At 58.9% G+C, this 24,113-nt stretch carries 26 protein-coding genes; 16 read left to right on the forward strand and 10 right to left on the reverse strand.

Annotation, left to right across the window (positions count from 1 at the left end; translation table 11 throughout):
* Positions 1 to 18 precede the first annotated feature (18 nt).
* From AR456_RS04335 to AR456_RS04360, 6 genes are read right to left on the reverse strand one after another with little or no spacing between them, the layout of a single operon-like run.
* The gene (locus AR456_RS04335) at positions 19 to 405 is read right to left on the reverse strand and encodes a Na+/H+ antiporter subunit G (protein WP_021820127.1); all 387 of its coding nucleotides are present in this window, start codon (positions 403 to 405) and stop codon (positions 19 to 21) included.
* Between the two features lie 18 nt (positions 406 to 423).
* Complete coding sequence (locus AR456_RS04340; protein WP_021820128.1) at positions 424 to 693, reverse strand: K+/H+ antiporter subunit F; 270 nt, start codon at positions 691 to 693, stop codon at positions 424 to 426.
* Positions 687 to 1,184 carry a Na+/H+ antiporter subunit E gene (locus AR456_RS04345; protein WP_021820129.1) on the reverse strand — a complete coding sequence of 166 codons (498 nt, stop codon included), beginning with the start codon at positions 1,182 to 1,184 and terminating at the stop codon, positions 687 to 689. The genes AR456_RS04340 and AR456_RS04345 overlap by 7 nt, the downstream gene beginning before the upstream one ends.
* A 28-nt stretch (positions 1,185 to 1,212) precedes the next feature.
* The gene (locus AR456_RS04350; protein ID WP_021820130.1) at positions 1,213 to 2,718 is read right to left on the reverse strand and encodes a monovalent cation/H+ antiporter subunit D; all 1,506 of its coding nucleotides are present in this window, start codon (positions 2,716 to 2,718) and stop codon (positions 1,213 to 1,215) included.
* Complete coding sequence (locus tag AR456_RS04355) at positions 2,715 to 3,059, reverse strand: Na+/H+ antiporter subunit C (protein ID WP_021820131.1); 345 nt, start codon at positions 3,057 to 3,059, stop codon at positions 2,715 to 2,717. Before AR456_RS04355 ends, AR456_RS04350 begins: the two co-directional genes overlap by 4 nt.
* 1 nt (position 3,060) lies before the next feature.
* Positions 3,061 to 5,907, reverse strand: a complete 2,847-nt coding sequence (locus AR456_RS04360; RefSeq protein WP_021820132.1) for a monovalent cation/H+ antiporter subunit A — start codon at positions 5,905 to 5,907, stop codon at positions 3,061 to 3,063.
* 279 nt (positions 5,908 to 6,186) lie between these two features.
* Between AR456_RS04360 and AR456_RS04365 the strand changes: the two genes are divergently transcribed.
* Complete coding sequence (locus tag AR456_RS04365; protein WP_021820133.1) at positions 6,187 to 7,458, forward strand: lytic murein transglycosylase; 1,272 nt, start codon at positions 6,187 to 6,189, stop codon at positions 7,456 to 7,458.
* 102 nt (positions 7,459 to 7,560) lie between these two features.
* Positions 7,561 to 8,199 (forward strand): retropepsin-like aspartic peptidase RloA3, encoded by a 639-nt coding sequence (gene rloA3 / locus AR456_RS04370; RefSeq protein WP_021820134.1) that lies wholly within the window; start codon positions 7,561 to 7,563, stop codon positions 8,197 to 8,199.
* Positions 8,200 to 8,317: 118 nt separating this feature from the next.
* On the opposite strand, the gene AR456_RS04375 is transcribed toward rloA3, so the two are convergent.
* Positions 8,318 to 9,031 carry a 16S rRNA (uracil(1498)-N(3))-methyltransferase gene (locus AR456_RS04375; protein ID WP_031208484.1) on the reverse strand — a complete coding sequence of 238 codons (714 nt, stop codon included), beginning with the start codon at positions 9,029 to 9,031 and terminating at the stop codon, positions 8,318 to 8,320.
* Positions 9,032 to 9,132: 101 nt separating this feature from the next.
* Between AR456_RS04375 and phaR the strand changes: the two genes are divergently transcribed.
* From phaR to coq7, 6 genes are all read left to right on the forward strand, one after another.
* Complete coding sequence (gene phaR / locus AR456_RS04380; protein WP_021820136.1) at positions 9,133 to 9,591, forward strand: polyhydroxyalkanoate synthesis repressor PhaR; 459 nt, start codon at positions 9,133 to 9,135, stop codon at positions 9,589 to 9,591.
* A gap of 75 nt (positions 9,592 to 9,666) precedes the next feature.
* Positions 9,667 to 10,953, forward strand: coding sequence for a phosphoribosylamine--glycine ligase (purD, locus tag AR456_RS04385; protein ID WP_021820137.1), 1,287 nt, complete (start codon positions 9,667 to 9,669; stop codon positions 10,951 to 10,953).
* A 171-nt stretch (positions 10,954 to 11,124) separates the two neighbouring features.
* The gene (locus AR456_RS04390) at positions 11,125 to 11,559 is read left to right on the forward strand and encodes an acyl-CoA thioesterase (RefSeq protein ID WP_021820138.1); all 435 of its coding nucleotides are present in this window, start codon (positions 11,125 to 11,127) and stop codon (positions 11,557 to 11,559) included.
* Positions 11,559 to 12,431: a phosphoribulokinase gene (locus AR456_RS04395; protein ID WP_021820139.1), complete on the forward strand. Its 873-nt coding sequence runs from the start codon at positions 11,559 to 11,561 to the stop codon at positions 12,429 to 12,431. Before AR456_RS04390 ends, AR456_RS04395 begins: the two co-directional genes overlap by 1 nt.
* Before the next feature lie 147 nt (positions 12,432 to 12,578).
* Positions 12,579 to 12,920 carry a histidine triad nucleotide-binding protein gene (locus AR456_RS04400; RefSeq protein ID WP_021820140.1) on the forward strand — a complete coding sequence of 114 codons (342 nt, stop codon included), beginning with the start codon at positions 12,579 to 12,581 and terminating at the stop codon, positions 12,918 to 12,920.
* Between the two features lie 166 nt (positions 12,921 to 13,086).
* The gene (gene coq7 / locus AR456_RS04405; RefSeq protein ID WP_021820141.1) at positions 13,087 to 13,731 is read left to right on the forward strand and encodes a 2-polyprenyl-3-methyl-6-methoxy-1,4-benzoquinone monooxygenase; all 645 of its coding nucleotides are present in this window, start codon (positions 13,087 to 13,089) and stop codon (positions 13,729 to 13,731) included.
* Positions 13,732 to 13,915: 184 nt separating this feature from the next.
* On the opposite strand, the gene AR456_RS04410 is transcribed toward coq7, so the two are convergent.
* The 3 genes from AR456_RS04410 to AR456_RS04420 all read right to left on the reverse strand — a co-directional run bounded on the left by AR456_RS04410 (position 13,916) and on the right by AR456_RS04420 (position 16,139).
* Positions 13,916 to 14,335: an OsmC family protein gene (locus AR456_RS04410; protein WP_021820142.1), complete on the reverse strand. Its 420-nt coding sequence runs from the start codon at positions 14,333 to 14,335 to the stop codon at positions 13,916 to 13,918.
* A gap of 110 nt (positions 14,336 to 14,445) precedes the next feature.
* Positions 14,446 to 15,111: an N-acetylmuramate alpha-1-phosphate uridylyltransferase MurU gene (gene murU, locus AR456_RS04415; RefSeq protein ID WP_021820143.1), complete on the reverse strand. Its 666-nt coding sequence runs from the start codon at positions 15,109 to 15,111 to the stop codon at positions 14,446 to 14,448.
* A complete protein-coding gene (locus tag AR456_RS04420) occupies positions 15,108 to 16,139 on the reverse strand; it encodes an aminoglycoside phosphotransferase family protein (RefSeq protein ID WP_021820144.1) in 1,032 nt (343 codons plus the stop codon). Before AR456_RS04420 ends, murU begins: the two co-directional genes overlap by 4 nt.
* Before the next feature lie 182 nt (positions 16,140 to 16,321).
* Here AR456_RS04420 and AR456_RS04425 point away from each other — a divergent pair, with 182 nt between their 5' ends.
* The 8 genes from AR456_RS04425 to AR456_RS04460 all read left to right on the forward strand — a co-directional run bounded on the left by AR456_RS04425 (position 16,322) and on the right by AR456_RS04460 (position 24,112).
* Positions 16,322 to 18,784 (forward strand): LPS-assembly protein LptD, encoded by a 2,463-nt coding sequence (locus AR456_RS04425; protein ID WP_021820145.1) that lies wholly within the window; start codon positions 16,322 to 16,324, stop codon positions 18,782 to 18,784.
* A gap of 23 nt (positions 18,785 to 18,807) precedes the next feature.
* A complete protein-coding gene (locus AR456_RS04430) occupies positions 18,808 to 19,449 on the forward strand; it encodes a SurA N-terminal domain-containing protein (protein ID WP_021820146.1) in 642 nt (213 codons plus the stop codon).
* Positions 19,449 to 20,465, forward strand: coding sequence for a 4-hydroxythreonine-4-phosphate dehydrogenase PdxA (pdxA, locus tag AR456_RS04435; RefSeq protein WP_021820147.1), 1,017 nt, complete (start codon positions 19,449 to 19,451; stop codon positions 20,463 to 20,465). Before AR456_RS04430 ends, pdxA begins: the two co-directional genes overlap by 1 nt.
* 76 nt (positions 20,466 to 20,541) lie before the next feature.
* Positions 20,542 to 21,357 carry a 16S rRNA (adenine(1518)-N(6)/adenine(1519)-N(6))-dimethyltransferase RsmA gene (gene rsmA / locus AR456_RS04440; protein ID WP_021820148.1) on the forward strand — a complete coding sequence of 272 codons (816 nt, stop codon included), beginning with the start codon at positions 20,542 to 20,544 and terminating at the stop codon, positions 21,355 to 21,357.
* Entirely contained in the window at positions 21,354 to 21,743 is a 390-nt protein-coding gene (gene apaG / locus AR456_RS04445; RefSeq protein WP_021820149.1) for a Co2+/Mg2+ efflux protein ApaG, read from the forward strand. The genes rsmA and apaG overlap by 4 nt, the downstream gene beginning before the upstream one ends.
* A 38-nt stretch (positions 21,744 to 21,781) precedes the next feature.
* On the forward strand, positions 21,782 to 22,597 hold the full coding sequence (locus AR456_RS04450) for a symmetrical bis(5'-nucleosyl)-tetraphosphatase (protein ID WP_021820150.1): 816 nt from the start codon (positions 21,782 to 21,784) through the stop codon (positions 22,595 to 22,597).
* A gap of 57 nt (positions 22,598 to 22,654) precedes the next feature.
* On the forward strand, positions 22,655 to 22,993 hold the full coding sequence (gene glpE, locus AR456_RS04455; RefSeq protein ID WP_021820151.1) for a thiosulfate sulfurtransferase GlpE: 339 nt from the start codon (positions 22,655 to 22,657) through the stop codon (positions 22,991 to 22,993).
* Positions 22,994 to 22,996: 3 nt separating this feature from the next.
* Positions 22,997 to 24,112, forward strand: a complete 1,116-nt coding sequence (locus tag AR456_RS04460; RefSeq protein ID WP_021820152.1) for a tRNA nucleotidyltransferase/poly(A) polymerase-related protein — start codon at positions 22,997 to 22,999, stop codon at positions 24,110 to 24,112.
* Position 24,113: the final 1 nt, after the last annotated feature.

Below are 24,113 nucleotides of genomic sequence, written 5' to 3' on the forward strand. Positions count from 1 at the left end.
CTGGTATTCTGCGTCCGGTCACTCTCGGTTGGGCGAGTGCATTACAGGGCTTTCAGCCTGGTCCTCTTCCTGTAGCTCTATCGGCTTGCCTCGCGTCTTGTTGAGATACTTCAAACGCTGGTGTAGACCCGTCTTGGCCAGTAGGTGAGCGCTCACCGGGGCGGTAATGAACAGGAAGATAGTAATCAGCAACTCCTGCAGATGAAGGCCGTTGCCGATGACGCTGAAATAGATCATCGATGCGATCAGAATACAGCCAATTCCCAGTGTCGTGGCCTTGGTGGGGCCATGCAGGCGCATGAAGAAATCACGCAGGTGCGCCATCCCCAGTGAGCCGATGAAAGCAAACAGACCGCCGGCAATCAGTAGCACGGAAATCAGCCCTTCGAGAAATACATAGAACATAGCTCGATTCCGCTCCGGTTATTCGATGATATCGCCGCGCAGTAAGTACTTGCACACGGCAACGGTGCTGATGAAGCCAAGCATGGCGATCAGCAGAGCCGCCTCGAAGTAGGTTTTGGTGCCCATCCATATTCCCATCACAATGATCAGGGCGATGGAATTCACGTACATGGTATCGAGAGCCAGAATGCGATCCGGCATGCTTGGGCCAACGGTCAGGCGATAGAGGTTCAGCAGCAGCGCTAATCCAACCAGCGTCGCGCTGACGGTGATAGCGATGTCTAGCATTCGAAGATCTCCTTCAGTGGCATCTCATAGCGCTCACGAATGGTACGGATCAGCGTCTCGTCGTCTTCCACGTCCAGTGCATGAATCAGCAGGGTCTTGCCGTCCATGCGCACATTGGCTGATACCGTTCCCGGAGTCAGAGTGATGGTGCTGGCGAGCACCGTGATGGCGAACTTCTTCTCGAGGGTCAGTGGGTACTCGATAAAATGCGGCCGCGTGCGTCGCCACGGATTGATGATGATCCAGGCGACCTGCAGGTTGGCAATGATGATGTCGCCAACGACGCGCAGGAAGAAACGCAACAACTTGAAGCCATTGCTGATATTCGGCTGCACGTCCCAGAATCTCTGGGTCAGCAGTGGGATGACGATTGCCAGAGTCCCACCCAGCAGCAGGTGGCCCACAGAAAGGTCATTGACCAGCAACAGCCACACAATCAGCAGCAGTACCGAGAGCACGGGTGTCGGCAACCAGCGTTGTGCACGAATCATCGGGCGTCTCCCCTGAGTGGATGTGAAATCATGATGCATCCTCTTTGGGTGTCAGTAGTGCCTCGATCATTACAGATGGTTCGCTCAACTGAGTGGCTGCGTCGTCAGTGTACTGAGTGACCGGCCCTGCCAGCACGACCAGTAACGGCGACGCGGCCAGCAGCCAGCAGGTGCCCGCCCATTTCCAGCGCGACAGTCGGTCGTCGTTGTCGTCACTTTCCTGGCTGCGCCAGAACAGAGTAGACCCCGCACGCGACAGCGCTATCAGCGCGCACAGTCCACTACCGAGCAGCAGCGGCCACAGCCACAGCCGTTGGCTGCCTTCTCCGGCCGTCATCAACAGTACCTTACCCAAGGCTCCGGACAGGGGTGGCAGGCCCGCCACAGTCATGGCTCCGACCAGGAACAGCAGGGCAGTTATCAGGCCTGGAGCGCGCCCTTTGACCAGGCGAGTGCCGGCTTTGCCACGTTGAAGGCCGACCATTTCAGCGAGCAGGAATAGTCCGCCAGTCGCCAGGGTGGTGTGTACGAGATAGAACAACAAGGCCGAGATGGCGGCTGGTGAGCGCATACCCACTCCGGCCAGCAAGGTCCCCACCGAGACCAGCACCAGGTAGGCAACCAGCATGCGCAGGTCGCGTGCGGCCAGCACACCGATACCGCCGGCGGCGAGCGTGGCGAGGCCAAGCCACCATACCCAGGGTTGTTCCAGCGCTTCCAGCGGACCGGAGCCATCGCCGAAGATCAGTAGGTACACACGCAGGATGGCGTAGACACCGATCTTGGTCATGACGGCAAACAGCGCGGCGACTGGAGGCGGGGCCGCGGCATAGGCGCGAGGCAGCCAGAAATACAGCGGCAGAATGGCGGCCTTGAGACCGAACACCACCAACAGCAGCAGTGCTCCGGCAATCACCAGACCGCTGCGTTCAGGGTCCAACTGGCTGACCGCGGCGGCCATATCGGCCATATTGAGGGTGCCGGTTGCACCGTACAGCATGCCGACAGCGAACAGGAATAGCGCTGACCCGGCAAGATTGAGCACCGCATAGTGAACGGCTGACTGGATGCGAGATTTACCGCCGCCATGAAGTAGCAGGGCATAGGAGGCCAGCAGCAATACCTCGAAGAACACGAACAGGTTGAACAAGTCTCCGGTCAGGAAGGCGCCATTGATGCCCATCAGCTGTAGCTGAAACAGGCCATGGAAGTTGCTGCCCTTCTCATCATCGCCACCACAGGCGAAGACCACACAGCCGACCGCCAGCAATGCTGTAACCAGTACCATCAGTGCCGATAGTCGATCCAGCACCATGACGATACCGAATGGTGGCTGCCAGTTGCCAAGCGCGTAGTACTGTACGCTGCCGGAGTCGGCCTCGCGTACCAGCAGGAAACTGACCAACAGCAGGGCCAGAGTGGCAACCAGGCTCAGGAAGCGCTTGAAGGTCGCATTGCCATTGCGAGGCAGCAGTAGCACCACGGCAGCTGCCAGCGGCAGCACGACGGGAAGGACAATCAAATGCGACATCATCGGCGCTCCTCCCTCTCTTCAGCCCTGCGGCCATCCACGTGGTCATTGCCCATGTCGCCACGGGCACGCATTGCCAGGATGACGGCAAAAGCCGTCATGGCGAAACCAATCACGATCGCTGTCAGCACCAGGGCCTGGGGGAGGGGGTCTCCATAGCGGCCAGGACCATCGATGATGGCTGCGGCATTGGAAGTCAGACCGCCCATCGAGAACAGAAACAGATTGACGGCATAGGACAGTAGTGTCAGTCCAACAACCACCGGAAAGGTTCGGCCGCGCAGCATCAGGTACAGGCCGCTGGCACTCAACACTCCAGTGGTGATGGCGTAGAGCATTTCCATATCAAGTGATCTCCTTGCCGTCGCGCATATCTTCTACACGGTGTAGGCCTTTCTCGATGACCTCTGGGTCATCCTTGGCCGGTCGATGTGAAGTGGTGACCTTGCCGAGGTTGGCCAGAATCATCAGCGTTGCCCCTACCACGGCGAGGTAAACGCCCAGGTCAAACAGCAGGGCGGTGGCCAGTTCGATATCGCCGACCAGCGGAATGTGGAAGTGACCATAGGACGAGGTCAGGAACGGAGCATCGAACAACCAACTGCCAAGTCCCGTCAGAGTTGCCACGCCTACGCCGAGGATTGCCACCGGCTGATAGGGGAAGGCGAGGCGTTGTTGCGTCCATTCGACGCCTCGCGCCATGTAGATCAGGATCAGCGCTACGGCAGTAATCAGGCCGGCGATAAAACCTCCCCCTGGCAGGTTATGGCCGCGCAGGAAGATGAATACCGACACCAGCAGTGCCAATGGCAATATGGTCTGAGAGACTGTCAGCAGCAGCATGGGGTAGCGGTCTGGACACCAGATACGCCCCTCGCTGTCACTGTGTGGCATGAACAGGCGTAGGCGATTGAGCAGTTTGTAGATTGCCAGCCCGGCAATCGCCAGCACAGTGATCTCACCGAGAGTATCAAAGCCACGGAAGTCGACCAGAATCACGTTGACCACATTGTGTCCGCCGCCTCCGGGAACGCTGTTGTCGAGGAAGAACTGCGAAATGCTGGGAGTATCCCGTGTCAGTACCGCATAGTTCAGCGTTGCCACGACGATTCCCAGACTGCTGCAAAGCAGAATATCGCGCAGAGTCCGCAGTGGGCTGGACTCAGTTGGTGTGCGCTGAGGCAGGAAGAACAGCGCCAGCATAAGCAGGATCATGGTCACCACCTCAACCGACAATTGGGTCAGTGCGAGATCCGGCGCCGAGAAGCGCGCAAAGGTCAGCGATACGACCAGGCCGACCACTGACAGCATCAGCAGCGACACCAGACGATAGCGATGGGTCACGGCGGTACCAATGGCGGTAAACATCAGCAGTACGGCGCCGAGCAGCAGTACGCCATCCAGCGGTTGGTTGCCCTTGCTTCCGGTAAGCTCTCCCAGCTGTGACAGACCAATACCGGCCATCAACAGAGCAGCGGTAAGCAGCAGTGCCATGAAGCGTTGCAACGAGGCGTTGTCGAGGAAGTCGGTAGTGGCCTCGGCACGTTTGGCAATGTTCTGCATGCCTCGCTCGAAGATCAGGCTGGCATCCTGAACGGGGAACTGACGCACGAAACGGCGTACATGGCGGTGCCCAACGTACACCAGGATGCCGGCAACGGTGGCCACCGCGCTCATCGCCAGCGGCAGGTTGAAGCCGTGCCAGATCGCCAGATGGAAGTCGAGGGGCTGTTGCAGGACAGCAGCAACGGCTGGCACGAGTATCCAGTTGGTCACGGCTGGAAACAGGCCGACGACGATACAGAGGATGGCCAGCAGCTCGGCCGGAGCACGCATCAGGTGCGGGGGCTCATGGGGCTCCCTGGGCGGTGCATGCCGGGCTTCGGCGAAGAATACGGCATGTACGAGGCGAACCGAGTAGGCGACCGACAGAATGCCACCGATGGTTGCCAATATCGGCAGTACCAGGCTGATCCCTCCGAGAACCTGAGTGTCGACAGTAGCAGTGAAGAACATTTCCTTGGAGATGAAGCCATTGAACAACGGAATCCCCGCCATGGCGGCTCCGGCGATGCTCATCACCAGGCAGGTAATCGGCATGGCCTTCGCCAACTTGCCGAGGCGTGACAGGTCGCGCGTGCCGGCTTCATGGTCGATGATGCCCGAGCACATGAACAGTGCGGCCTTGAAGGCAGCATGGTTGAGGATGTGCAGTAACGCAGCGAGTACTGCCACCGGACTGCCGATGCCCAGCAATACCGTGATCAAGCCCAGATGGCTGACAGTGGAAAAGGCCAGGATGCCCTTGAGGTCGGCCTTGATCAATGCGAACCAGGCTGCATAGACCATGGTAATGATGCCGGCACTTGCCACCAGCGCGGACCATAGTTCGTTGCCGGCCAGCGCAGGATGCAGTCGGGCCATCAGAAAGATACCGGCCTTGACCATGGTTGCTGAGTGAAGATATGCAGATACCGGCGTCGGCGCGGCCATGGCATGTGGCAGCCAGAAGTGGAACGGAAACTGTGCTGACTTTGTGAAGGCGCCCAACAACACCAGCACCAGCATCAACGGAAAGAGAGGGTCTGCGGCGATCACTTCTCTGCTGTCGAGCACGACCTGCATATCGAGACTGCCGGCCATATCTCCCAGCAACAGCAGACCGGCCAGCAGCGCCAGGCCGCCGGCACCGGTCACCGTCATTGCCATCCTTGCACCCTTGCGTGCTTCGGAGCGATGCGACCAGAAGCCGATCAGCAGGAAGGAGGAAAGGCTGGTCATTTCCCAGAATATCCACATGACCAGAAGATTATCGGCCATTACGATACCGACCATCGAGGCCATGAACAGGATCAGGAAGGCATAGAAGCGTGCATGCTTTTCATGGGCTTCGAGATAGTAGTGTGCGTAGAGAATGATCAGCAGACCGATGCCCAGAATCAGCACATTGAACATCAATGACAGGCCATCAAGACGGAACGCCAGGTCCAGTCCGATCTGTGGTATCCAATCGATGGAAACGCGAGGGATATCGCCAGCATTGATGTCCGGCAGGGCGGCAAGTGACATGGCCAGTGCTATGGCCGGCAATATCGCAGTGGCTAGTGTGCACTGAGGCCGTGATCGTTTGGCCACCAATGCTGGAACAAGCACACCCAATAAGGGCAGCAAGGGGATCCAGAACAAAGTCATCAGTTGGTCATCCTGCGCGGTCCGTGAACGTGGTTGATATCGCGAAAGGCTGAGAGTTGCCGTCTCGGGCGCTCGCGTTGGCTGCCTTCCAGGTTGGGCTGCTCTCCCATTATTGCGGCCTCACTTTACCCGAAAGATGTAGGCGGCGTCCCCCCTGGGACGTTTTATCGCTGATGGTAATGGCTTGTGTGTACTGTCAGCCATACGGGAGAATCTGGTATCAATTCGCCAGCTGAGTCATCATGCGGGCAAACTTGACAGCCAAGGAATGCTTTCGCCATGTTGATGCGTTTACTGCTCCCCACTGTATTATTGCTGCCGCTTCTAGGTTGCCAGACCACGACTGCCGCCGCGCCTGCATCCGACCAATCCACTGTGTCGTCTTCTGCAGAGCCTGCAACCGACAGTACGACGCAGGCTCCGGTACCTCAGGCCAGTAGTTTCGAGGAATGGTTGGCGGGTTTCCGTCGTGAGGCGCTGGCTGAAGGCATCGATGCGGCCACTGTTGACCGTGCTCTCGATGGCTTGCGCTTCCGTCCCCGAGTGATTGAGCTGGATGGCTCTCAGCCGGAGTTCGTGCGCCCGATCTGGGAGTACCTCGATACTGCCGTGTCCGATGCACGTATAAGCCAGGGACGAGACAAGCTGGCCGCGAACCGCAGTGCTGTCGATGCCGCCGCCCGCGACTATGGTGTGCCGGGGGAAGTGCTGGTGGCAATCTGGGGAATCGAGAGCAACTATGGCCAGAATTTTGGTGACTTCTCGACTCTCGAGTCGCTGGCGACGCTGGGTTATGAAGGCAGGCGTCATGAATTTGCCCGTTCGGAGTTGTTGGCTGCTCTGCGTATCATCGAAGCTGGTGATATTGCCCCTGAACGCATGAAGGGCTCATGGGCAGGTGCCATGGGGCACACTCAGTTCATGCCTTCCAGCTTCGTGGAGTATGCTCGTGATGGCGACGGTGATGGCCGGCGCGATATCTGGGCCAGCATCCCTGACGTCATGGCTTCGACGGCCAACTATCTCGATCGAGCCGGGTGGCGTGAAGGAGAGCCCTGGGGAGTGGAAGTTGAACTGCCGAACGGCTTTGACTATAGCCAGACGGAGATCACCGTACGCCATGGCTCGGCACAGTGGGCCGATCAGGGAGTCGTGGCGTTGGGCGGAGGCGCATTGCCGAATTTCGCCGAGGCATCGGTGATTACTCCGGCTGGTGCACGTGGTCCAGCGTTCCTGGTGGGTCCAAACTTCCGTGCTATCCTGCGCTACAACAATGCCACCAGCTATGCGCTGGCGGTGGCCAAGCTGAGCGACCGTATCGCTGGACGCTCCGGCATTCAAGCGAGCTGGCCACGCGATGAGCAGCCTTTGTCTCGCAGCCAGGTGCGCGAGATGCAGACGCAATTGAATGCGCAGGGTTATGACGTGGGAACACCGGATGGCATTACCGGTCCCAATACCCGCGCGGGGCTCAGAGCCTGGCAGAACGCGCAAGGGCTGGTGCCGGACGGCTTCGCCACCGTGCACGTGTTGCAACAGTTGCAGCGCTGAGACCACTCTTCCCGCGATGGCTTCTGGCCCGCGGTTATCAACAGCTGACAGCAGCTCGTCCGCCTGCTGGTGACAGGCGGCGATTGACGATGAGGATCACCGATGATCGTGAGCAGAGTCTCTCTTGTCCGAGCCTTCAGGTTGGCCCCATTGGCGTTCGCGCTCTTGCCGCTTGCAGGTGTTGTCCCGGCTGTAGCCGCCGATGATCAGAGTGATCCGGAGGTCTTCGGTTGGGTTGAGAAGGCCACGCTTGAGCCCTGGGATATCGAGATCAAGGCCAAGCTGGATAGTGGGGCGCTGACGTCATCCCTTGATGCGCGTGATATCGAGCGTTTCGAAAAGGATGGCGAACCCTGGGTGCGCTTTGCTCTTGAACTGAAAGATGAGGCGACCGGGGAAGATTTCCGCAAGGAACTGGAGCGGCCTCTATACCGTGATATGGCGGTGCGTGGCGCTGGTGGCCGAGACGAACGATTGGTGGTTCTGCTCAAGGTCTGTCTAGGCGATACCATTCACGAGGAGCAATTCAGCCTGCGCAATCGTGAAGACATGATCTATCCGCTATTGCTTGGGCGACGCACCATCGGTGAGCTGGGGCTATTGGATGTCAATGGAACCTTCCTCACTCAACCGAGCTGCACCGCTGATTCTCCGGTGATCGAGCACGAGAGCGAAGGTGAGTACGGCACCAATCGTTCCGATGGTGAGGATGACGAGGACGAGGACGACACTGACGGCTAGTGCGGTGCCATCCACGAAGGTATCCATGAAGGTTCCATCAGGGCCTGGCGATAGCAGTGTCGTCAGGCCCTTGTTGTTTGTGCTGCGCCTGGCTGTGGGTGGATTGAGCGCGGATGCGTCAGAACAGGCGTGACAGCAGGGCGGTGACGGCTGTTTCCACACGCAGAATGCGCGGCCCCAGGTGTATCCCTTCGCAACCGGCGTCAAGCATGCGTTCAACTTCCCAGTCGATGAAGCCACCTTCCGGGCCGATCAGCAGCACGCTATCGCTGTTGATGCCGCGGGGACACTCGGTCGGCATGCCAGGGTGCGCCAACAGACCACGGCGTTGCTGCAGTAACTCCGGCAGACGGTCCTCGACAAAAGGACGAAAGCCTCGGGCGGTGTCGACGATGGGCATTACGGTATCGCGCGCCTGCTCCAGACCGAGAACCAGGTGTTGATGGATCTTCGCTGGGTCGAGTTCAGGTGATTGCCAGTAGCTCTTCTCCACGCGCTTGCTGTGCAGCAGTGTTAGACGTTTGACTCCCAGCGATGTGGCATGCTCCAGGCTTCTGGCCAGCATCCTTGGACGCGGCAGGGCGAGGATCAAGTGGACCGGTAGCGGTGCAGGAGGTGGTTGGTCGAGTGCCGAGATATCGAAGCAGGCTTCATGCTCGCTCAGCGACAGCAGTTTTCCTTTGCCCAGACAGCCATTCTCGATGCCCAGGGTCATGGTGTCTCCGACCCTGGCGCGATGAACCTGGCGCAGATGTATCAGACGACGCGGGTCTGTAACCCTTGCCAGGCCGGCTTCGGCGGTGTCTTCGGAGGCGAGCATTATCAGATTCATGTGTCCTCGTATGCGGGATTGTCTTGCAAGGGGCGTGTCGCGGTGCAAAATGGATACAAGCGGGAGCTTTTGGCTTCTCTCATAATTCAAGGAGCAGCACTGTGCGCGTAATTCGCAAGTATGCCAACCGTCGGCTCTATGATACCGAACAGAGCCGTTATGTGACGCTCGAGGATCTGCGCAGCCTGATTCTCGAGGAAGTGCCCTTTCGCGTCGAGGATGCCAAGAGCGGAGAGGATCTGACGCGCACGATTCTGTTGTCGATCATCATCGAGCAGGAACAGGCGGACGGAGAGGCGGAGGTCTTTTCCAATGACCTGCTTGAGCAACTGATCCGTGTCTATGCCATGTCACAGCCACTGCCACTCGCACGCTATCTGGAACAGGGTACACGCCTGATGCTCGAGCAGCAGAAACGGATGCAGGATCAGTGGCAGCAGGCCATGCGCCACTCGCCCATGGACTTGATGCGTGAACTGGCGGAGGAGAATATGCGCTTCTGGCAGAACACCATCATGCATGCGGGGCAGAACAAGGATGACGACGATAAGTCATCCTGAGGCCAGGCTGCGGCGTAGGGAGGCTTTTTCTGCCATAATGCCGCCTCATTTGTCACTCGAAAGGTAGTTGAGCGGATGAAGGTCCTGATCATCGGCGGCGGAGGCCGCGAACACGCCCTGGCCTGGAAGGTTGCCCAGTCGACTCGTGTCAACGAGGTATTCGTTGCCCCCGGCAATGCTGGAACGGCGCTCGAGCCTGCCTTGACCAACATCGACATCGCGGTGTCTGACCTGGATGCGCTGGTCGAGTTCGCGCGCAGCAATTCTATTGATCTGACCATCGTCGGGCCAGAGGCGCCGCTGGTCGAAGGGGTTGTTGATCGCTTCAATGAAGCCGGCTTGAATATCTTTGGCCCCAGTCAGGCGGCTGCTCAACTGGAAGGCTCCAAGGCCTTCACCAAGGATTTCCTGGCGCGTCATGCCATCCCCACCGCCGAGTACGGTACTTTTACCGCGGTTGAGCCGGCGCTGGCCTGGTTGGCCGAAAAGGGCGCGCCGATAGTAATAAAGGCCGATGGTCTAGCCGCCGGGAAAGGTGTGATTGTAGCCATGACCGAGGCGGAGGCCGAGGCGGCAATTCGCGATATGCTGGAAGCCAATGCCTTTGGCGACGCTGGCGCGCGAGTGGTGATCGAGGAATACCTCGAAGGTGAAGAAGCCAGTTTTATCGTGATGGTCGATGGCGAGACGGTGTTGCCGATGGCGACCAGTCAGGACCACAAGCGTGTTGGTGAAGGAGATACCGGCCCCAACACCGGAGGCATGGGAGCATACTCGCCGGCACCGGTGGTGACCGATGATGTTCATCGCCGCATCATGGATGAAGTCATCATGCCCACCGTGCGTGGCATGGCGGCGGAAGGCAATTCCTATACCGGCTTCCTGTATGCAGGCTTGATGATTGAAGCTGACGGTCGGCCGCGAGTTATCGAATACAACTGCCGCTTTGGTGATCCGGAAACCCAGCCGATCATGATGCGCCTGGAAAGTGACCTCGCCGAGCTGTGTCTGGCTGCTGCGCAAGGTTGCCTGGAGGGACACGACTGCCAGTGGAACCCGAAGCCGGCGATTGGCGTGGTCATGGCCGCTCAGGGGTACCCCGGCAGCTACCCGAAGGGCGATGCCATCCAGGGCATCGAGGCTGCCAATGCGTTGGGGTGCAAGGTGTTCCATGCGGGTACACAGCAGCAGGGCGATGAGCTGGTAACTGCGGGTGGACGCGTGCTTTGCGTGACAGCCCTGGGGGACGACCTGGCTCAGGCGCGCCAGAGAGCCTACAAGGGCGTGGAGTCGGTAACCTTTGCTGGCGCCTATTGGCGCAATGATATTGCCCATCGAGCCATGGCGCGCGAATCCTCCTGACGTCCGGCTTCGGTAGCGGGGCCCATCAGGGCTCCGCTCCACCATTCCCTATCCGGCGCCCCTGACCCAGATAACATCAACCTGAGAGGCAAGGTATTCAGGTTGACTGGCGGTTGTCCTGCGCTGCACCTCAGGACGAGTCGCCTGACAACAATGAATCAAGGAGCGAGCATGGAGCGCGTGAGACTCGAGTTTCCCGAGGATGCCATTGTGCATCAGCACCCTCTTTCGGTGCGCATCACCGATATGAACTATGGACACCACCTGGGGCACGATGCAGTCATTTCATTGATGCATGAAGCGCGTGCCTGCGCCCTGGCCCACTGCGGCATGAGTGAAGGTGACATGGGAGGTTATCCTTGTATCGCAGCCGACCTTGCTGTCCAGTACCAGGCGGAGGCGCACTGGCCTGACCCGCTTGTGGTAGATACCGCGATTCCGGAGCCCGGAAGCAGGGTTATCACTGTATTTCATCGTATTCGCCGTGAGCGCGACAGCCGTGTTGTCGCCACGGCACGAGTCAACCTGATGTTGGTGGACCCTGCCGCTGGTCGGCCAGTGATGGTGCCGGAGGCGGTCTTTTCCGCACTTCGGGGGAGGCGCTGATGTCACGCGAATATCCGATCATTTCGGTAACCGGCTCCTCCGGGGCGGGAACCACGACGGTCAAACGGACCTTCGAGCGTATGTTTGCGCGCGAGGATGTTCATGCCGCTTTTGTCGACGGTGATGCCTTTCACCGCTATACCCGTCAGGAGTTGGCGCGGATCTTCAACGAAGAACCCGAACGCAAGGATGAGCTGTCACACTTTGCTGTTGAGGCCAACCTGCTCGATCGTCTCGGTGACCTGTTTCAGGAGTATGGTGAAAGTGGCACCGGAACCTTCCGTCACTATATCCATGCTGAAGACAAGAAGATGATCGAGGCTGGCCAACAGGTCGGCACTTTCACTGAGTGGCAGCCGTTGCCCACCGGGACCGATCTGTTGTTCTACGAAGGCTTGCATGGCGGGTTGGTGACCAGCGATGTGGATATCGCGCGGCACGTTGACCTGTTGGTCGGGGTGGCTCCGACCATGAACCTCGAGTGGATCCAGAAGATCGACCGCGATATGCACGCACGTGGCTATACGCAGGAAGCAGTGTTGGATACCATCCTCGGGCGCATGGACGACTATGTGCGTTATATCCTGCCGCAGTTCTCGCGTACCCACATCAACTTCCAGCGTGTTCCGACCGTCGATACCTCGAACCCTTTCGAAGTTCAGGATATCCCGACCGATGCCGAGTCCTTTGTGGTGATTCGCTTCCGTGATCCGGCGACCGTGGATTTCCCCTATCTGTTGTCGATGATCCATGATGCCTTCATGAGCCGGCCGCATACTCTGGTGGTCCCCGGCGCTCGCCTGTCATTGGCGATGGAGTTGATCCTCGGGCCGTTGGTCAGGCATCTGCTGGCTCAGAGAAGATTCCGTTAGGCTTGGGCTGCGACCCTGCTCGGCCGTGCAGCGGTTTGAGTAGACACCTTGCTTCTCGCTCGGCGGTGGGGTGTCATGCTGTTGGACGAATGCCGCTGTCACTATTGTGTTACTGGACTATTGCGTTACTAGACTATGGAGCCTGCCATGGATTGCCTGTTCTGCAAGATCATCAACCGCGAGATACCTGCCGATATCGTCTACGAGGATGAGCAGGTACTGGCCTTCAATGATATCGACCCGAAGGCGCCGACGCATATGCTGGTGATCCCGAAGAAGCATATCCCGACACTGAATGACATTGCCGAGGAGGACCTGGCATTGGTCGGTCGACTGCCGTATGTTGCCGCCAATCTGGCTCGCGACAAGGGCTTCGCCGAAGATGGCTTTCGAGTGGTGATGAATTGCAATGAAGATGGTGGCCAGACCGTCTATCATATCCATATGCATGTGATGGGCGGTCGTCGCTTCACTTGGCCGGCTGGCTAGTCGGCGCTCAGCGGACCTCGGTCCGAGCCCTTCAAGCGTTCGACGCATCCATGCATTCCGGCGCCGCCTGTAGCCCTCAGGCGGCGCTTTCGCGAGCACACGTCGGACGTTTCCTGGCGGTGTCCTCTCGGGCTAGAATGGTGTGGTCATCGAAAAGGAGCGCACCATGTCTCGCACCCTCAGCCGAGCCGATCAACTGATCCACCAGTTTGATAATGTTCTGCGTACGCTTGTACCAGGCGCGGCCACCGCGTCACGGCCATCTCCGGCCAGTTCGGATATCGTGGATGCCGAGATGAGTGTGGAAGAGCGTGAGTATGCGGCGGGATTGATGCGCATCAATCATACCGGGGAAGTCTGTGCCCAGGCGCTCTATCAGGGCCAGGGCCTGACCGCCAGGTTGCCGGATGTGCGGGAGCAGATGGAAGAAGCTGCCCAGGAAGAGATAGACCACCTGGCCTGGTGTGATGCACGTCTCACCGAGCTCGATGCACGCACCAGTCTGCTCAATCCACTCTTCTATACGGCCTCCTTTGGCATGGGGGCGCTGGCTGGGGCAATAGGAGATCGTATCAGTCTGGGTTTTGTGGCGGCCACTGAAGAGCAGGTCGGCAGACATCTGGACGAGCATCTCGAGACTCTGCCAGCGGGTGACCAGCGCTCACGCGCGGTATTGCGGCAGATGGCCATCGATGAAGCCCATCATGCTCAACAGGCACTGGAGGCCGGCGGTGCCCGCTTCCCGGGACCGGTCAAGGCGGGCATGACGCTGATGTCGAAGGTAATGACCAGCAGCGTCTATCGTATCTAGGTCCTGTACGAAAAGTGCCTGCGCTTGTTCATGCTGTGTTGGAATCAATCTCAAAATGCTCATTTACACCCTGTAAACTCCGCTTTTTCGACCGATTCCGCCTTGCCTGATCATCGCTCGCCGATTTTTCGAACAGAACCAGGTATTGGCCACGGGCGGTGAGCTGCCCGTGGCTGATCTCGTGTCAGCTTTCGACGATGGTGAAGGAGTGGGTCACGTCGACACCGCCCTTGGCCAGCATGATCGAGGCGCTGCAGTATTTGTCGGCGGATAGCTCAACGGCGCGCTGTACCTGCTTTTCCTTGAGGCCCTTGCCGGTCACCGTGAAATGCACGTGAATCTTCGTGAATACGCTTGGCACGGCGTCGGCACGTTCGGCTTCTATACTGGCCACGCAGTCTTCCACCGGGGCGCGGGATTTCTCGAGAATATCCAGCACATCGAAGGACGTGCAGGCACCCAATCCCATCAGCAGCATCTCCATCGGGCGCGGACCGGTGTTACGGCCACCGTGATCCGGCGGTCCATCAATCACCACACTGTGCCCGCTACCGGTTTCAGCGACGAACTGGCGACCGTCGGTCCATTTGACACTGGCTTTCATGAGAGTCGTTTCCTTATTGCTTTCAGGAGAGGGCAGACGTTATCGCCCGGCTCGAAATCGGCCTGTTGTCGGCCTGTGGTGATGCAGCATATCAGTTACGTCATTCCTGCTCAGCCGTGGCGCAACTGCTGGTCAAGCTCATGCAGCCGCTCGGGGGTGCCGACATCGACCCACTGTCCGCGATGGTGCTGCCCTGAAACCCTTTGCGCTGCCATTGCCTGACGCAGCAACGGCGCCAATGGATAGCAGTGGGTGGGAAGGTCGTCGACCAGTTGTGGGTTGAGTACTGCCATGCCCGCGTAGGTCAGGCGTGGCTCGCCATCGTCATGGACGCGACCTGCATTATCGAGCCGGAAGTCCCCCGTGATGTGCTGCGGCGGGTTGTCCACCAATACCAGGTGAGCGAGATCATTGCCTAATGCTGGAAGCGCTTCCAGCGCAATATCACTCCATGTATCGCCATTGATCAGAATAAAGGGGGCGTCTCCAAGCAACGAGCGAGCGTGAGCGATGCCGCCGGCAGTTTCCAGAGGCTCGCCTTCTCGACTGAAGGCGATATCCAGCCCCCACTGTTGGCCACTTCCCAGCGCTGCAATGATCTGATCGGCACGGTAGCTGACATTGATGACAACCTCGCGGATACCACTGGCAGCGATACGCTCCAGGTGATGCACGATCAGCGGTTTACCGGCAACGGGTAGCAACGGCTTGGGGCAGCTATCCGTCAGTGGGCGCATACGGGTGCCGAATCCGGCGGCAAGAATCATCGCTTTCACATCGAGACTCCTGCCGCGGTGAGCTTCTGCATCAAGGCCGGGCGCAGTTGACGGGAGACCCAGTGGCGGAACGGGTTATGGCCATTCAGCCCTGCCAGACTGTCCTCGAGATGGTCAAGGAAGTGCGGTAGGCGCGCCAGGTATCCTTCTCGGGTGTCGCGCAGGGTTAGTCGGCAGAATATGCCCAACACCTTGAGTGAGCGCTGAGCCGCCATGGCATTGACCTGGGCAAGAAAAGTGGCGTCGTCACAGGCAGCATCCAGGCGCCGATCGTCAATGGCGCGCTGACGGAAAGCCTCGATCCAGTGTGCGCGTCTGGTGGTCGAGAAGCGACGATACCGGCCGTGCAGTAACGAAATGAGGTCATAGCTGATCGGGCCCGCCAGGGCATCCTGAAAGTCGATCAAATACAATTCGCCAGCGTGCTCCATCAGGTTCATGGCGTCGTAGTCGCGGTGCACGGCAACCACCGGCTGGGTCAATGCGGTATCCATCAATGCCAGGCGTAGCTCGTCCCAGCCGGGTGGTGGTGCCATGTTCAGCCATTGGCCGAGACACCACTCGGGGAACAGGTCCAGCTCACGAGCCAGAGCATTACGGTCGTAGGGGGGCAATATGCTCGGATCTGCACGATTCTGAAGCGTGTCGATCAATGCCAGGGCGCGCTCGAAATGGGCGTTGGTTGTACGGTCATCGGCGTTGTCCAGCGCGAGGTGCAGGGGGGCATCGCCGAGGTCCTCGAGCTCGACAAACCCGGCTTCGGCATCACTGGCATATACCTCGGGCACCGGCAGCCCCACCTGGCGCCAGGCGTGGGCGATGGTCACGAAGGGACGAATGTCTTCCTGAGGGGGAGGCGCATCCATCAACATCCGTGTATTACCCTCAAGGTATAGACGGTAGTAACGGCGAAAGCTGGCGTCCCCCGCAGCCAGGCTCAGGGAGCTGCGTTGGCCGCTGTGATCATGACGAGCGGAGGCCCATTGCTGCAGGCGTTCGAGTCGAGTGAGCGTATCGGCCTGAGGCATGGCGGAAAACTTCTCCTGAATACGGTTTTGAGCGGTGTGCAGTTGACGCTCTCACGCCCTGACCGCATGCTGTTGGTTGATTGTCTGCAGCAGTAAAATGATGTGCAGTTGTAGCGACTCGCGTTACAGCAAGGCTGCGGCCTGTATAATACCGATTCACCCCGCCGAGGACAGCGTGAAACATGGCCAAGCGCGAAGCATGGATGGCCCTGGCAGGCCTTGCCACCACCAGCATGATCAGTGTTCCCGTGTGGGCAGAGCCTCCGCAGCCTCTCCCTGCGAGCCAGCTTGACTGGGTGCCCTGGGGAACTGATCGACCCGCAGGCGAAGTCTGTGGTGGTTACTATCTACAGCCTGAGTATCGTCTGGCACGACCGGTGGAAGGTAATGTCAGTAGTGAGTCCGATACCGCCAACTATGGCGCGGAAGGCGATACCATCCTCCAGGGGGAGGTGCTGCTGCGCAAGGGCGATACTCAGCTTGAAGCGCCTCGCGTGCAAGTCCCTCCGGAACGTGACGTAGCGAATATCAATGGGCCGGTTACGCTGCGTGACCAGGGCCTACTGGTGCGTGGTGATGATGCTCAGGTCTCGCTGAAGAACGATGAAGCCAGCATCAACAGTGCCCACTATGTGGCTCATGAAAGCCGAATTCGTGGTGATGCCGTGCAGCTCGAGCGAATCACCGCTGATGAGTTTCGTCTGCATGAGGCGAGCTTCACCACTTGTGCGCCGGGAGACAGCACCTGGCGGCTGATCGGCAATCAAGTCGATATCAACCGTGCCGCGGGTTATGGGACTGCACGCCATGCACGTCTCGAGATCGCCGATGTGCCGGTATTCTACTGGCCATGGGTCCGTTTTCCCATTGATGATCGACGCCAGAGTGGCTTCCTGTGGCCAGCATTGAGTGGCTCCGACGGTGCCCTGGACTTCGAGCAACCCTATTACCTGAATCTCGCGCCCAACTATGACGCTACGATTTCGCCGCGTTGGGTCGGCGACAGTGGCGTGTTGTTCGGTGCTGAGTTTCGTTACCTGACTCCCAACGCCCGGGGCACGGTGGCGGGCGCTTACCTGGCAGATGACCAGAGTGCTGGTGAGGATGATGGCAACACCGAGTTGGAGGAGGGCGATGATCGCTGGTACTTCGATTACAGCCATCAAGGCCGGTTGAGCAAGCGCGTGCCTTATCGGTTGCGCTACGGTGCTGCCAGCGATGGTGCCTACTTCGATGATTTCGGGCGCACGTTCGGCGAGTCGAGTACAGATAACATGCCGCGCCTGGCGCGGATCGACTACCGCGGTGATGTCTGGAAGTTACAGGCCAGGGCTCAGGGTTACCAGGTGATGGATGACCCACTCAACGAGAAGGACAAGCCGTTCTATCGTTTGCCGAGCCTCGATGCCAGGGCGCGTTGGTCCCAGGACACCGGGCTGTATCAGGAGTGGAATTCCAATCTGACCTACTTCTGGCGGGATATCGAAGGCGACGAGAATGGTCGCTATAACTTCAATGGCACTACGCGGCGGATTCCGATCACCGAAGCGGCCAACGGAATGCGCTTGAGCCTGTCGCCGGCGTTCGGTTATCGCTACGATCCAGGTTGGGGTTTCTTCAAGCCCCGTGTCGCTCTGCACCACACCCAGTATGACCTTGACTACCAGGACCGGATTACGGATCGCAGCGATACACCCAGTATCACCGTACCGGTGAGTAGCATCGATACTGGGCTGGTGTTCGAGCGCGATGTGGATCTTGGTGGCAGTGCCTTCATGCAGACGCTTGAACCGCGGCTCAACTATGCCTACGTGCCGGCCGAGGACCAGTCGGAGTTCCCGGATTTCGATACCGCCGAGCAGTCATTTTCCTGGAATCAGTTGTGGTCGCCTTATCGCTTCAGTGGTGGTGATCGCATTGGCGATCTCAATCGTTTCTCTTATGGTGTCGAGAGCCGCTTCCTCGAGGACGAGTCAGGACGCGAGCGCTTCTCCGTCGGTATTGGCCAGTCCGCCTATTTCGAAGACCGTAATATCGATATGCAAGGCGATCCGGATACTCTGCCGAGTGATGAGGACTCCTTCGATTATTACGAAGCCACCCGTGATCGCTCTCCGTGGGTGACGCGGATCAACTGGCAAGTTACCGATAACTGGAAGACCCGCTGGCAGTGGCTGTACGACGATTACCTCGACCGTACCGAAAGCACTTCGGTCGGCCTGCAGTGGCGTGGCGATGCAGGGCATGTAGTGAACCTCGGCTATCGTTGGCGGATCGAAGGCTTCGATGCTGTGGAAGACGCGGAGGATAGGCTCAACTACAACCGCGAGGAGTATGATCTGTCGTTTGCCCTGAAAGCGACGGACAACTTCGATGTCATCGGTCGCCTGTTGTACGACCACACCAACGATCGCGCTCTGGATCAGATGGCAGGTGTGCAGTGGAACGACTGCTGTTATGGTGTGCAGCTGGTCTGGCGGGAGTGGATTGATGATGAGGACACCGCCAACAATATCGAGGATGACACCACTGATCGTGGCTTCTTCCTGCGCTTCGTGCTGAAGGGATTGGGCGGCGTTGGTGGCGAAGCCGATAGTTACTTCGAATCTGCGATTCCGGGCTATCGTTCAGCCCGACTCGAGTAATTCTGTATAGAGGATGTTTCAAGATGCGTAGCCGATACATTGCTACTCTGGTGCTGGCTGTCTGCATGGGCCTCACTTCTCTGACGGCCGCGGCTCAGGACGGCTATCGCCAGTCATTGGATCGAATCGTTGCCGTGGTCAATGACGATGCGATCATGCAGTCCCAGTTGGATGAGCGCGTGACACAGGCACAATCTCGTCTGCAGTCTCAGAGTGTCGACCTACCGCCACAGGAGCAACTGCGCGAGCAGATTCTCGAGCGCATGATTGTCGAACAGATCGAACTCCAGCGAGCGGAGCGCCTGAATCTGAGTGTCGATGATACCGAACTCAATCAACAGGTACGTGCGGTGGCTGACCAGAACAATATGACGGTAGAGCAATTTGCCGACATGTTGGAAAGTCAGGGCTTGAGTCTGAACTCTGTGCGTGAGCAGATCCGCCACGAAATACTGATCCTCAAGGTGCAGCAGGCCGAGGTATCCAGCCGCATCAATATTTCCGAGGCCGAAGTCAACCGTTTCCTGCAGCAGCAAGGCGCAGGTGCTACGCGCGATCAGGCACGTCAGGCCATTTTTCAACAGAAGGCGGGTGATGAGTTGGAGAAGTGGATGCAGGAAATCCGCGGTGAGGCCTTTGTTGATAATCGTCTGAACGAGGGGTAATGCAAGCTCCTCTGGTTATCACCACCGGTGAGCCTGCTGGCATCGGGCCGGAGTTGGTACTGATGCTCGCCGCGCGGCAGGCAGTGGATTGGGTTGCCATTGGTGACCCGCAAATGCTGCGTGATCGAGCACGGCAGATTGGACTCGCTGTCGAACTGTTGGAACTCTCTCCTGGCGATCCCTTGCCTGAACCATGCTCGGGGCGGCTGCCAGTATGGCCTGTTGCGCTGCATGCAGAGTGTTGGCCCGGCCGGGTCAACGCCGCCAATGGCGCCTATGTACTTGAACTTCTGGATCTGGCCGTGGCCGCCTGTCTCGATGGGCATGCCAGTGCCATGGTCACTGCACCATTACATAAAGGCGTCATTCGTGAGGCCGGCAACGACCACTTCATCGGGCATACCGAATATCTTCGTGATGCGTGCGGTGTCGATGAGGTGGTCATGATGCTGGCCACCGACAGTGCATTGCATGGGCAAGTCGAAAATCAACGGCAGGCACTTCGTGTCGCGTTGGCTACCACGCATCTTCCACTCAAGGATGTGGCTGCTGCCATTGAAGCTTGCTCTCTTGAGCGCGTGCTGCGAATTCTCGCCGCGGACCTCCAGCGTTGGTTCGCTGTCACTGCTCCGCGTATTGCTGTGTGTGGACTCAATCCGCATGCTGGAGAGGATGGGCACCTCGGGCGCGAAGAAATCGAGATCATCACTCCCGTGCTTGAGCGTCTGCGTAGTGAGGGGATGGAGCTCGAAGGCCCATTGCCCGCCGATACTCTATTCACACCACGACATCTGGAGGGAGTGGATGCGGTATTGGCCATGTATCATGATCAGGGTTTGCCGGTGCTCAAGTACGCCGGTTTTGGTCGTGCGGCCAACATCACCCTGGGACTCCCCTTGATTCGAACCTCAGTGGATCACGGTACAGCGCTGGATCTAGCGGGTTCCGGACAGGCGGACCCGAGTAGCCTTGGCGTGGCCATTGCACTGGCCGCCGACATGGTTGGTAGCCGCTGAGACAGCTTTGTGATGGGCTAGCATCACACCGCCTGATTGTAGTGTTCTCCAGCTTTCATCTTTAAAGGATATTGGTATGGCATCCCGCCCTACGGCGCACCGGGCTCGCAAGCGTTTCGGTCAAAACTTCCTGCGTGACCCAGGTATCATTTCCCGTATTGTCAGAGCTATCGGAGCGCGTCCCGGGGATAGAGTTGTAGAGATCGGACCGGGTCAGGGGGCGCTGACGGAGCCGCTGCTTGCAAGCACCGAGGGTAGTCTGGAGGTCATCGAGCTGGATCGTGATCTGATTCCCGGGTTGCGCGTGCAGTTCTTTCGTCACGAGAACTTCGTGATCCATGAAGGCGATGCGCTGAAGATGGATTACCTCGCACTGCGCGGAGAAGGCCAGCCATTGCGCGTTGTCGGTAACTTGCCCTACAACATCTCCACGCCGTTGATTTCCCATTTACTGCGCGCCGGTGATGCAGTTCAGGACATGCACTTCATGTTGCAGAAGGAAGTGGTCGACCGCCTTGCGGCACCGCCGGGTGGTAGTGATCGTGGGCGCTTGTCGGTACTGGCGCAGTATTTCTGTGATGTGGAGTCGCTGTTTGTGGTGCCGCCAGAGGCTTTTGTGCCCCAGCCGAAGGTTGACTCTGCCATTGTGCGCATGACACCACGTGCCTCACGGAGTCTCGATGCCAGCGATGAAGCCCTGTTGTTTGATGTGGTGCGTGAAGCCTTTGGTCAGCGCCGCAAGACGCTACGCAACAATCTCAAGGGGCGTATTAGCGGTGAGGCGCTGGAGGCATTGGGCATCGATCCCGGCCGCCGTCCTCAAACGCTGACAGTCGATGAATTCGTGATCATTGCCAATGCCATTGTCGTGGGTGGGGAGGGCAAGGCATGAGCGAACATTCTCCGGAACCGGATGTGCGCGTTGATGTGGAGCCCAGCTATCGCGAGGAGGAATCCTCGCCGCTTGAGAACCGTTATGTATTCAGCTACACGGTAACGGTCCACAACCACTCTGCACGTAACGTGCAGCTGATGGCGCGCCACTGGAAGATTACCCAGTCCAGCGGTCAGGTTCAGGAAGTGCGTGGCAAAGGGGTTGTAGGCAAGCAGCCGATGATCGGGCCCGGCCAGACCTTTCGTTACACCAGTCGCGCTATCATTGATGGACCTGTGGGATTCATGGAGGGTGGCTATACCTGTGTTGATACTGCTAGCCAGCGCCCTTTTGAGGTCGATATCAAGATGTTTCGGCTGGCCACACCCAACCAGATTCACTGAACTTCCCGTACGTCCTTGATTCAAGATGTGGAGTAGATATGGCGACCTATGCAATTGGTGATCTGCAGGGATGTCATGCCGAGTTTGTCGAACTGCTTGATCGGCTGAGCTTCGATCCGCGCCGCGACCAACTCTGGTTGGCGGGCGATCTGGTCAACCGCGGTCCAGAGTCGTTGGCCTGTCTGCGGGAGGTCATGGCGCTGGGTAACGCCGCCGAGGTAGTGCTCGGCAATCACGACCTTCATCTGCTGGCCGTGGCGCGTGGTGGTGCCAGGCTCAAGCGCCGCGATACCCTTGAGGATATTCTGCAGGCGGCAGACACTAATGCGCTGCTGGACTGGTTGCAGTCGCGCAGCTTGCTGGTTCGTCAGGGAGAGTGGCTGATGAGTCATGCCGGCATCCCTCCACAGTGGTCGATTGAGCAGGCTGAGCAGCGTGCGGGTGAGGTCGAGGCCGCTCTGTGCAGCGAGTTTTCCGGTAGTTTTCTTGAGCAGATGTATGGAAATCGACCACGCCGCTTCAAGCCGAAGCTGGAAGGTGTCGACCGCCTGCGGGCTATCGTCAACACTTTGACGCGAATGCGTTTCATCGACGCCGAAGGGCGCCTCGATTTTGATGCCAAGGAGGGGCTGGACTGCGCTCCAGCGGGCTATGCCGCCTGGTTCCAGTATCCGCGTGATGATAACCCACTACTGCTGTTTGGACATTGGGCGGCCCTGGCAGGGACCACGCCCGGCAGCCGTGTGCGTGCCGAAGCCCTGGATACGGGCTGCGTCTGGGGTGATAGCCTGACAGCGCTGAATCTGGATACCGGACAACGGATCAGCGTCCCGAGTCACCAGACCGTGTCCTGAGAGGCGGATTGACCGGACTGATGGGGACCTTTCAAGCGATGACCAACGAGAAGCTCAATGACAACTGACAGCTCTTTCTCGCACCTTGATATTGCCACCCTGGCCACCTGGCTGGATGGTGAACGGGTGCTGACACTCGTAGATATTCGCGACCCAATGAGTTTTGCTCAAGGACATATTCCCGGCAGTCGACATCTCGACAATGACGGTGTTGGTGCTCTGCTCGAGGAAACTCCGCGCGAATCCACCATGGTCGTGGTCTGCTACCATGGCCACTCCAGCCAGCAGGCGGCCACCTGGTTGTCGGCTCAGGGCTATAGCGACGTCTACAGCCTGGATGGCGGATTCACCGAATGGCAACATCAATTGCCGTCGCGTGTAGCGACCCAGAGCTGATGCATGACCATGCGTGATCCCTGTGATGGGCTCGAGGTATATCGCGTTGGCGGTGCGGTTCGTGATGAGCTGCTGGGCTGGCCGGTCAAGGATACCGACTGGGTGGTCGTCGGCGCGACACCGCAGGACATGCAGCGTCGGGGATTTCGTCCGGTAGGGCGTGACTTCCCTGTGTTCCTGCATCCACAGAGCCAGGAGGAGTATGCTCTGGCGCGTACCGAACGAAAATCCGGGCATGGTTATACCGGCTTTATCGTGCATGCCAGCCCGGAAGTGACGCTCGAGGAAGATCTGGCCCGCCGCGACCTGACGATCAACGCTATGGCTCGTTCGGCTGATGGCCGCCTGATTGATCCGTTCGATGGATTGGCCGATCTCGAAGCTCGCCTGCTGCGCCATGTCAGTCCCGCCTTTATCGAAGACCCGTTGAGAGTCCTGCGTACCGCGCGCTTTGTGGCCCGTTATAGTGGGCTGGGCTTTCGTGTAGCGGCGGACACCCGTGAACTGATGGCGCAACTGGTTTCCAGCGGCGAAGTGGCTCACCTGGTGGCCGAGCGAGTCTGGACGGAAGCCGAAAAGGCGCTTGGCGAACCGCATCCCGCTGCGTTCTTCCATGAGCTGGCCCAGTGCCGGGCATTAAATGAACTGATGCCGGAACTGGTCCCGTTGCTCGAGGAGGGTCTGGCATGCATGTCTGTGCTCCCCGATGTCGGAGAGGAGCAGGCACGCTGGCGTTGGGCGCGGTTGGTTGAGGTGCTGGACAGGGAGGCCCGTGAGCAACTGAGCAAACGTCTCAAGCTGCCGCGTGCGTGGTGTGAGCTGGCTGAGCAGGTAGCTTGCACTCGCCATCTGGTTGCGGAAAGCGTTGTCGGTGAAGTGGAGGTAATGCGCTGGTTGAACGCCATCGATGCCTGGCGGCGCGGCGAACGAGTGGCGCCGTTGCTGGCGCTGGTGAGACTCTCTGAACCATCGCTGGCGGACCGCCTGGCGGCAGGGTGGCAGGCTGCACTGAAGGTGGCGCCTCGTGACCTGGTGGCTGAGGGCTTCAAGGGCGCGGAACTCGGAGAGGAGTTGGCGCGTAGGCGTTTACAGGCGATCAGTGTGGCGATTCAGGCTTGAG

This window comes from Halomonas huangheensis, from assembly GCF_001431725.1.
In the GTDB taxonomy this organism is placed as follows: Bacteria; Pseudomonadota; Gammaproteobacteria; order Pseudomonadales; family Halomonadaceae; genus Halomonas; species Halomonas huangheensis.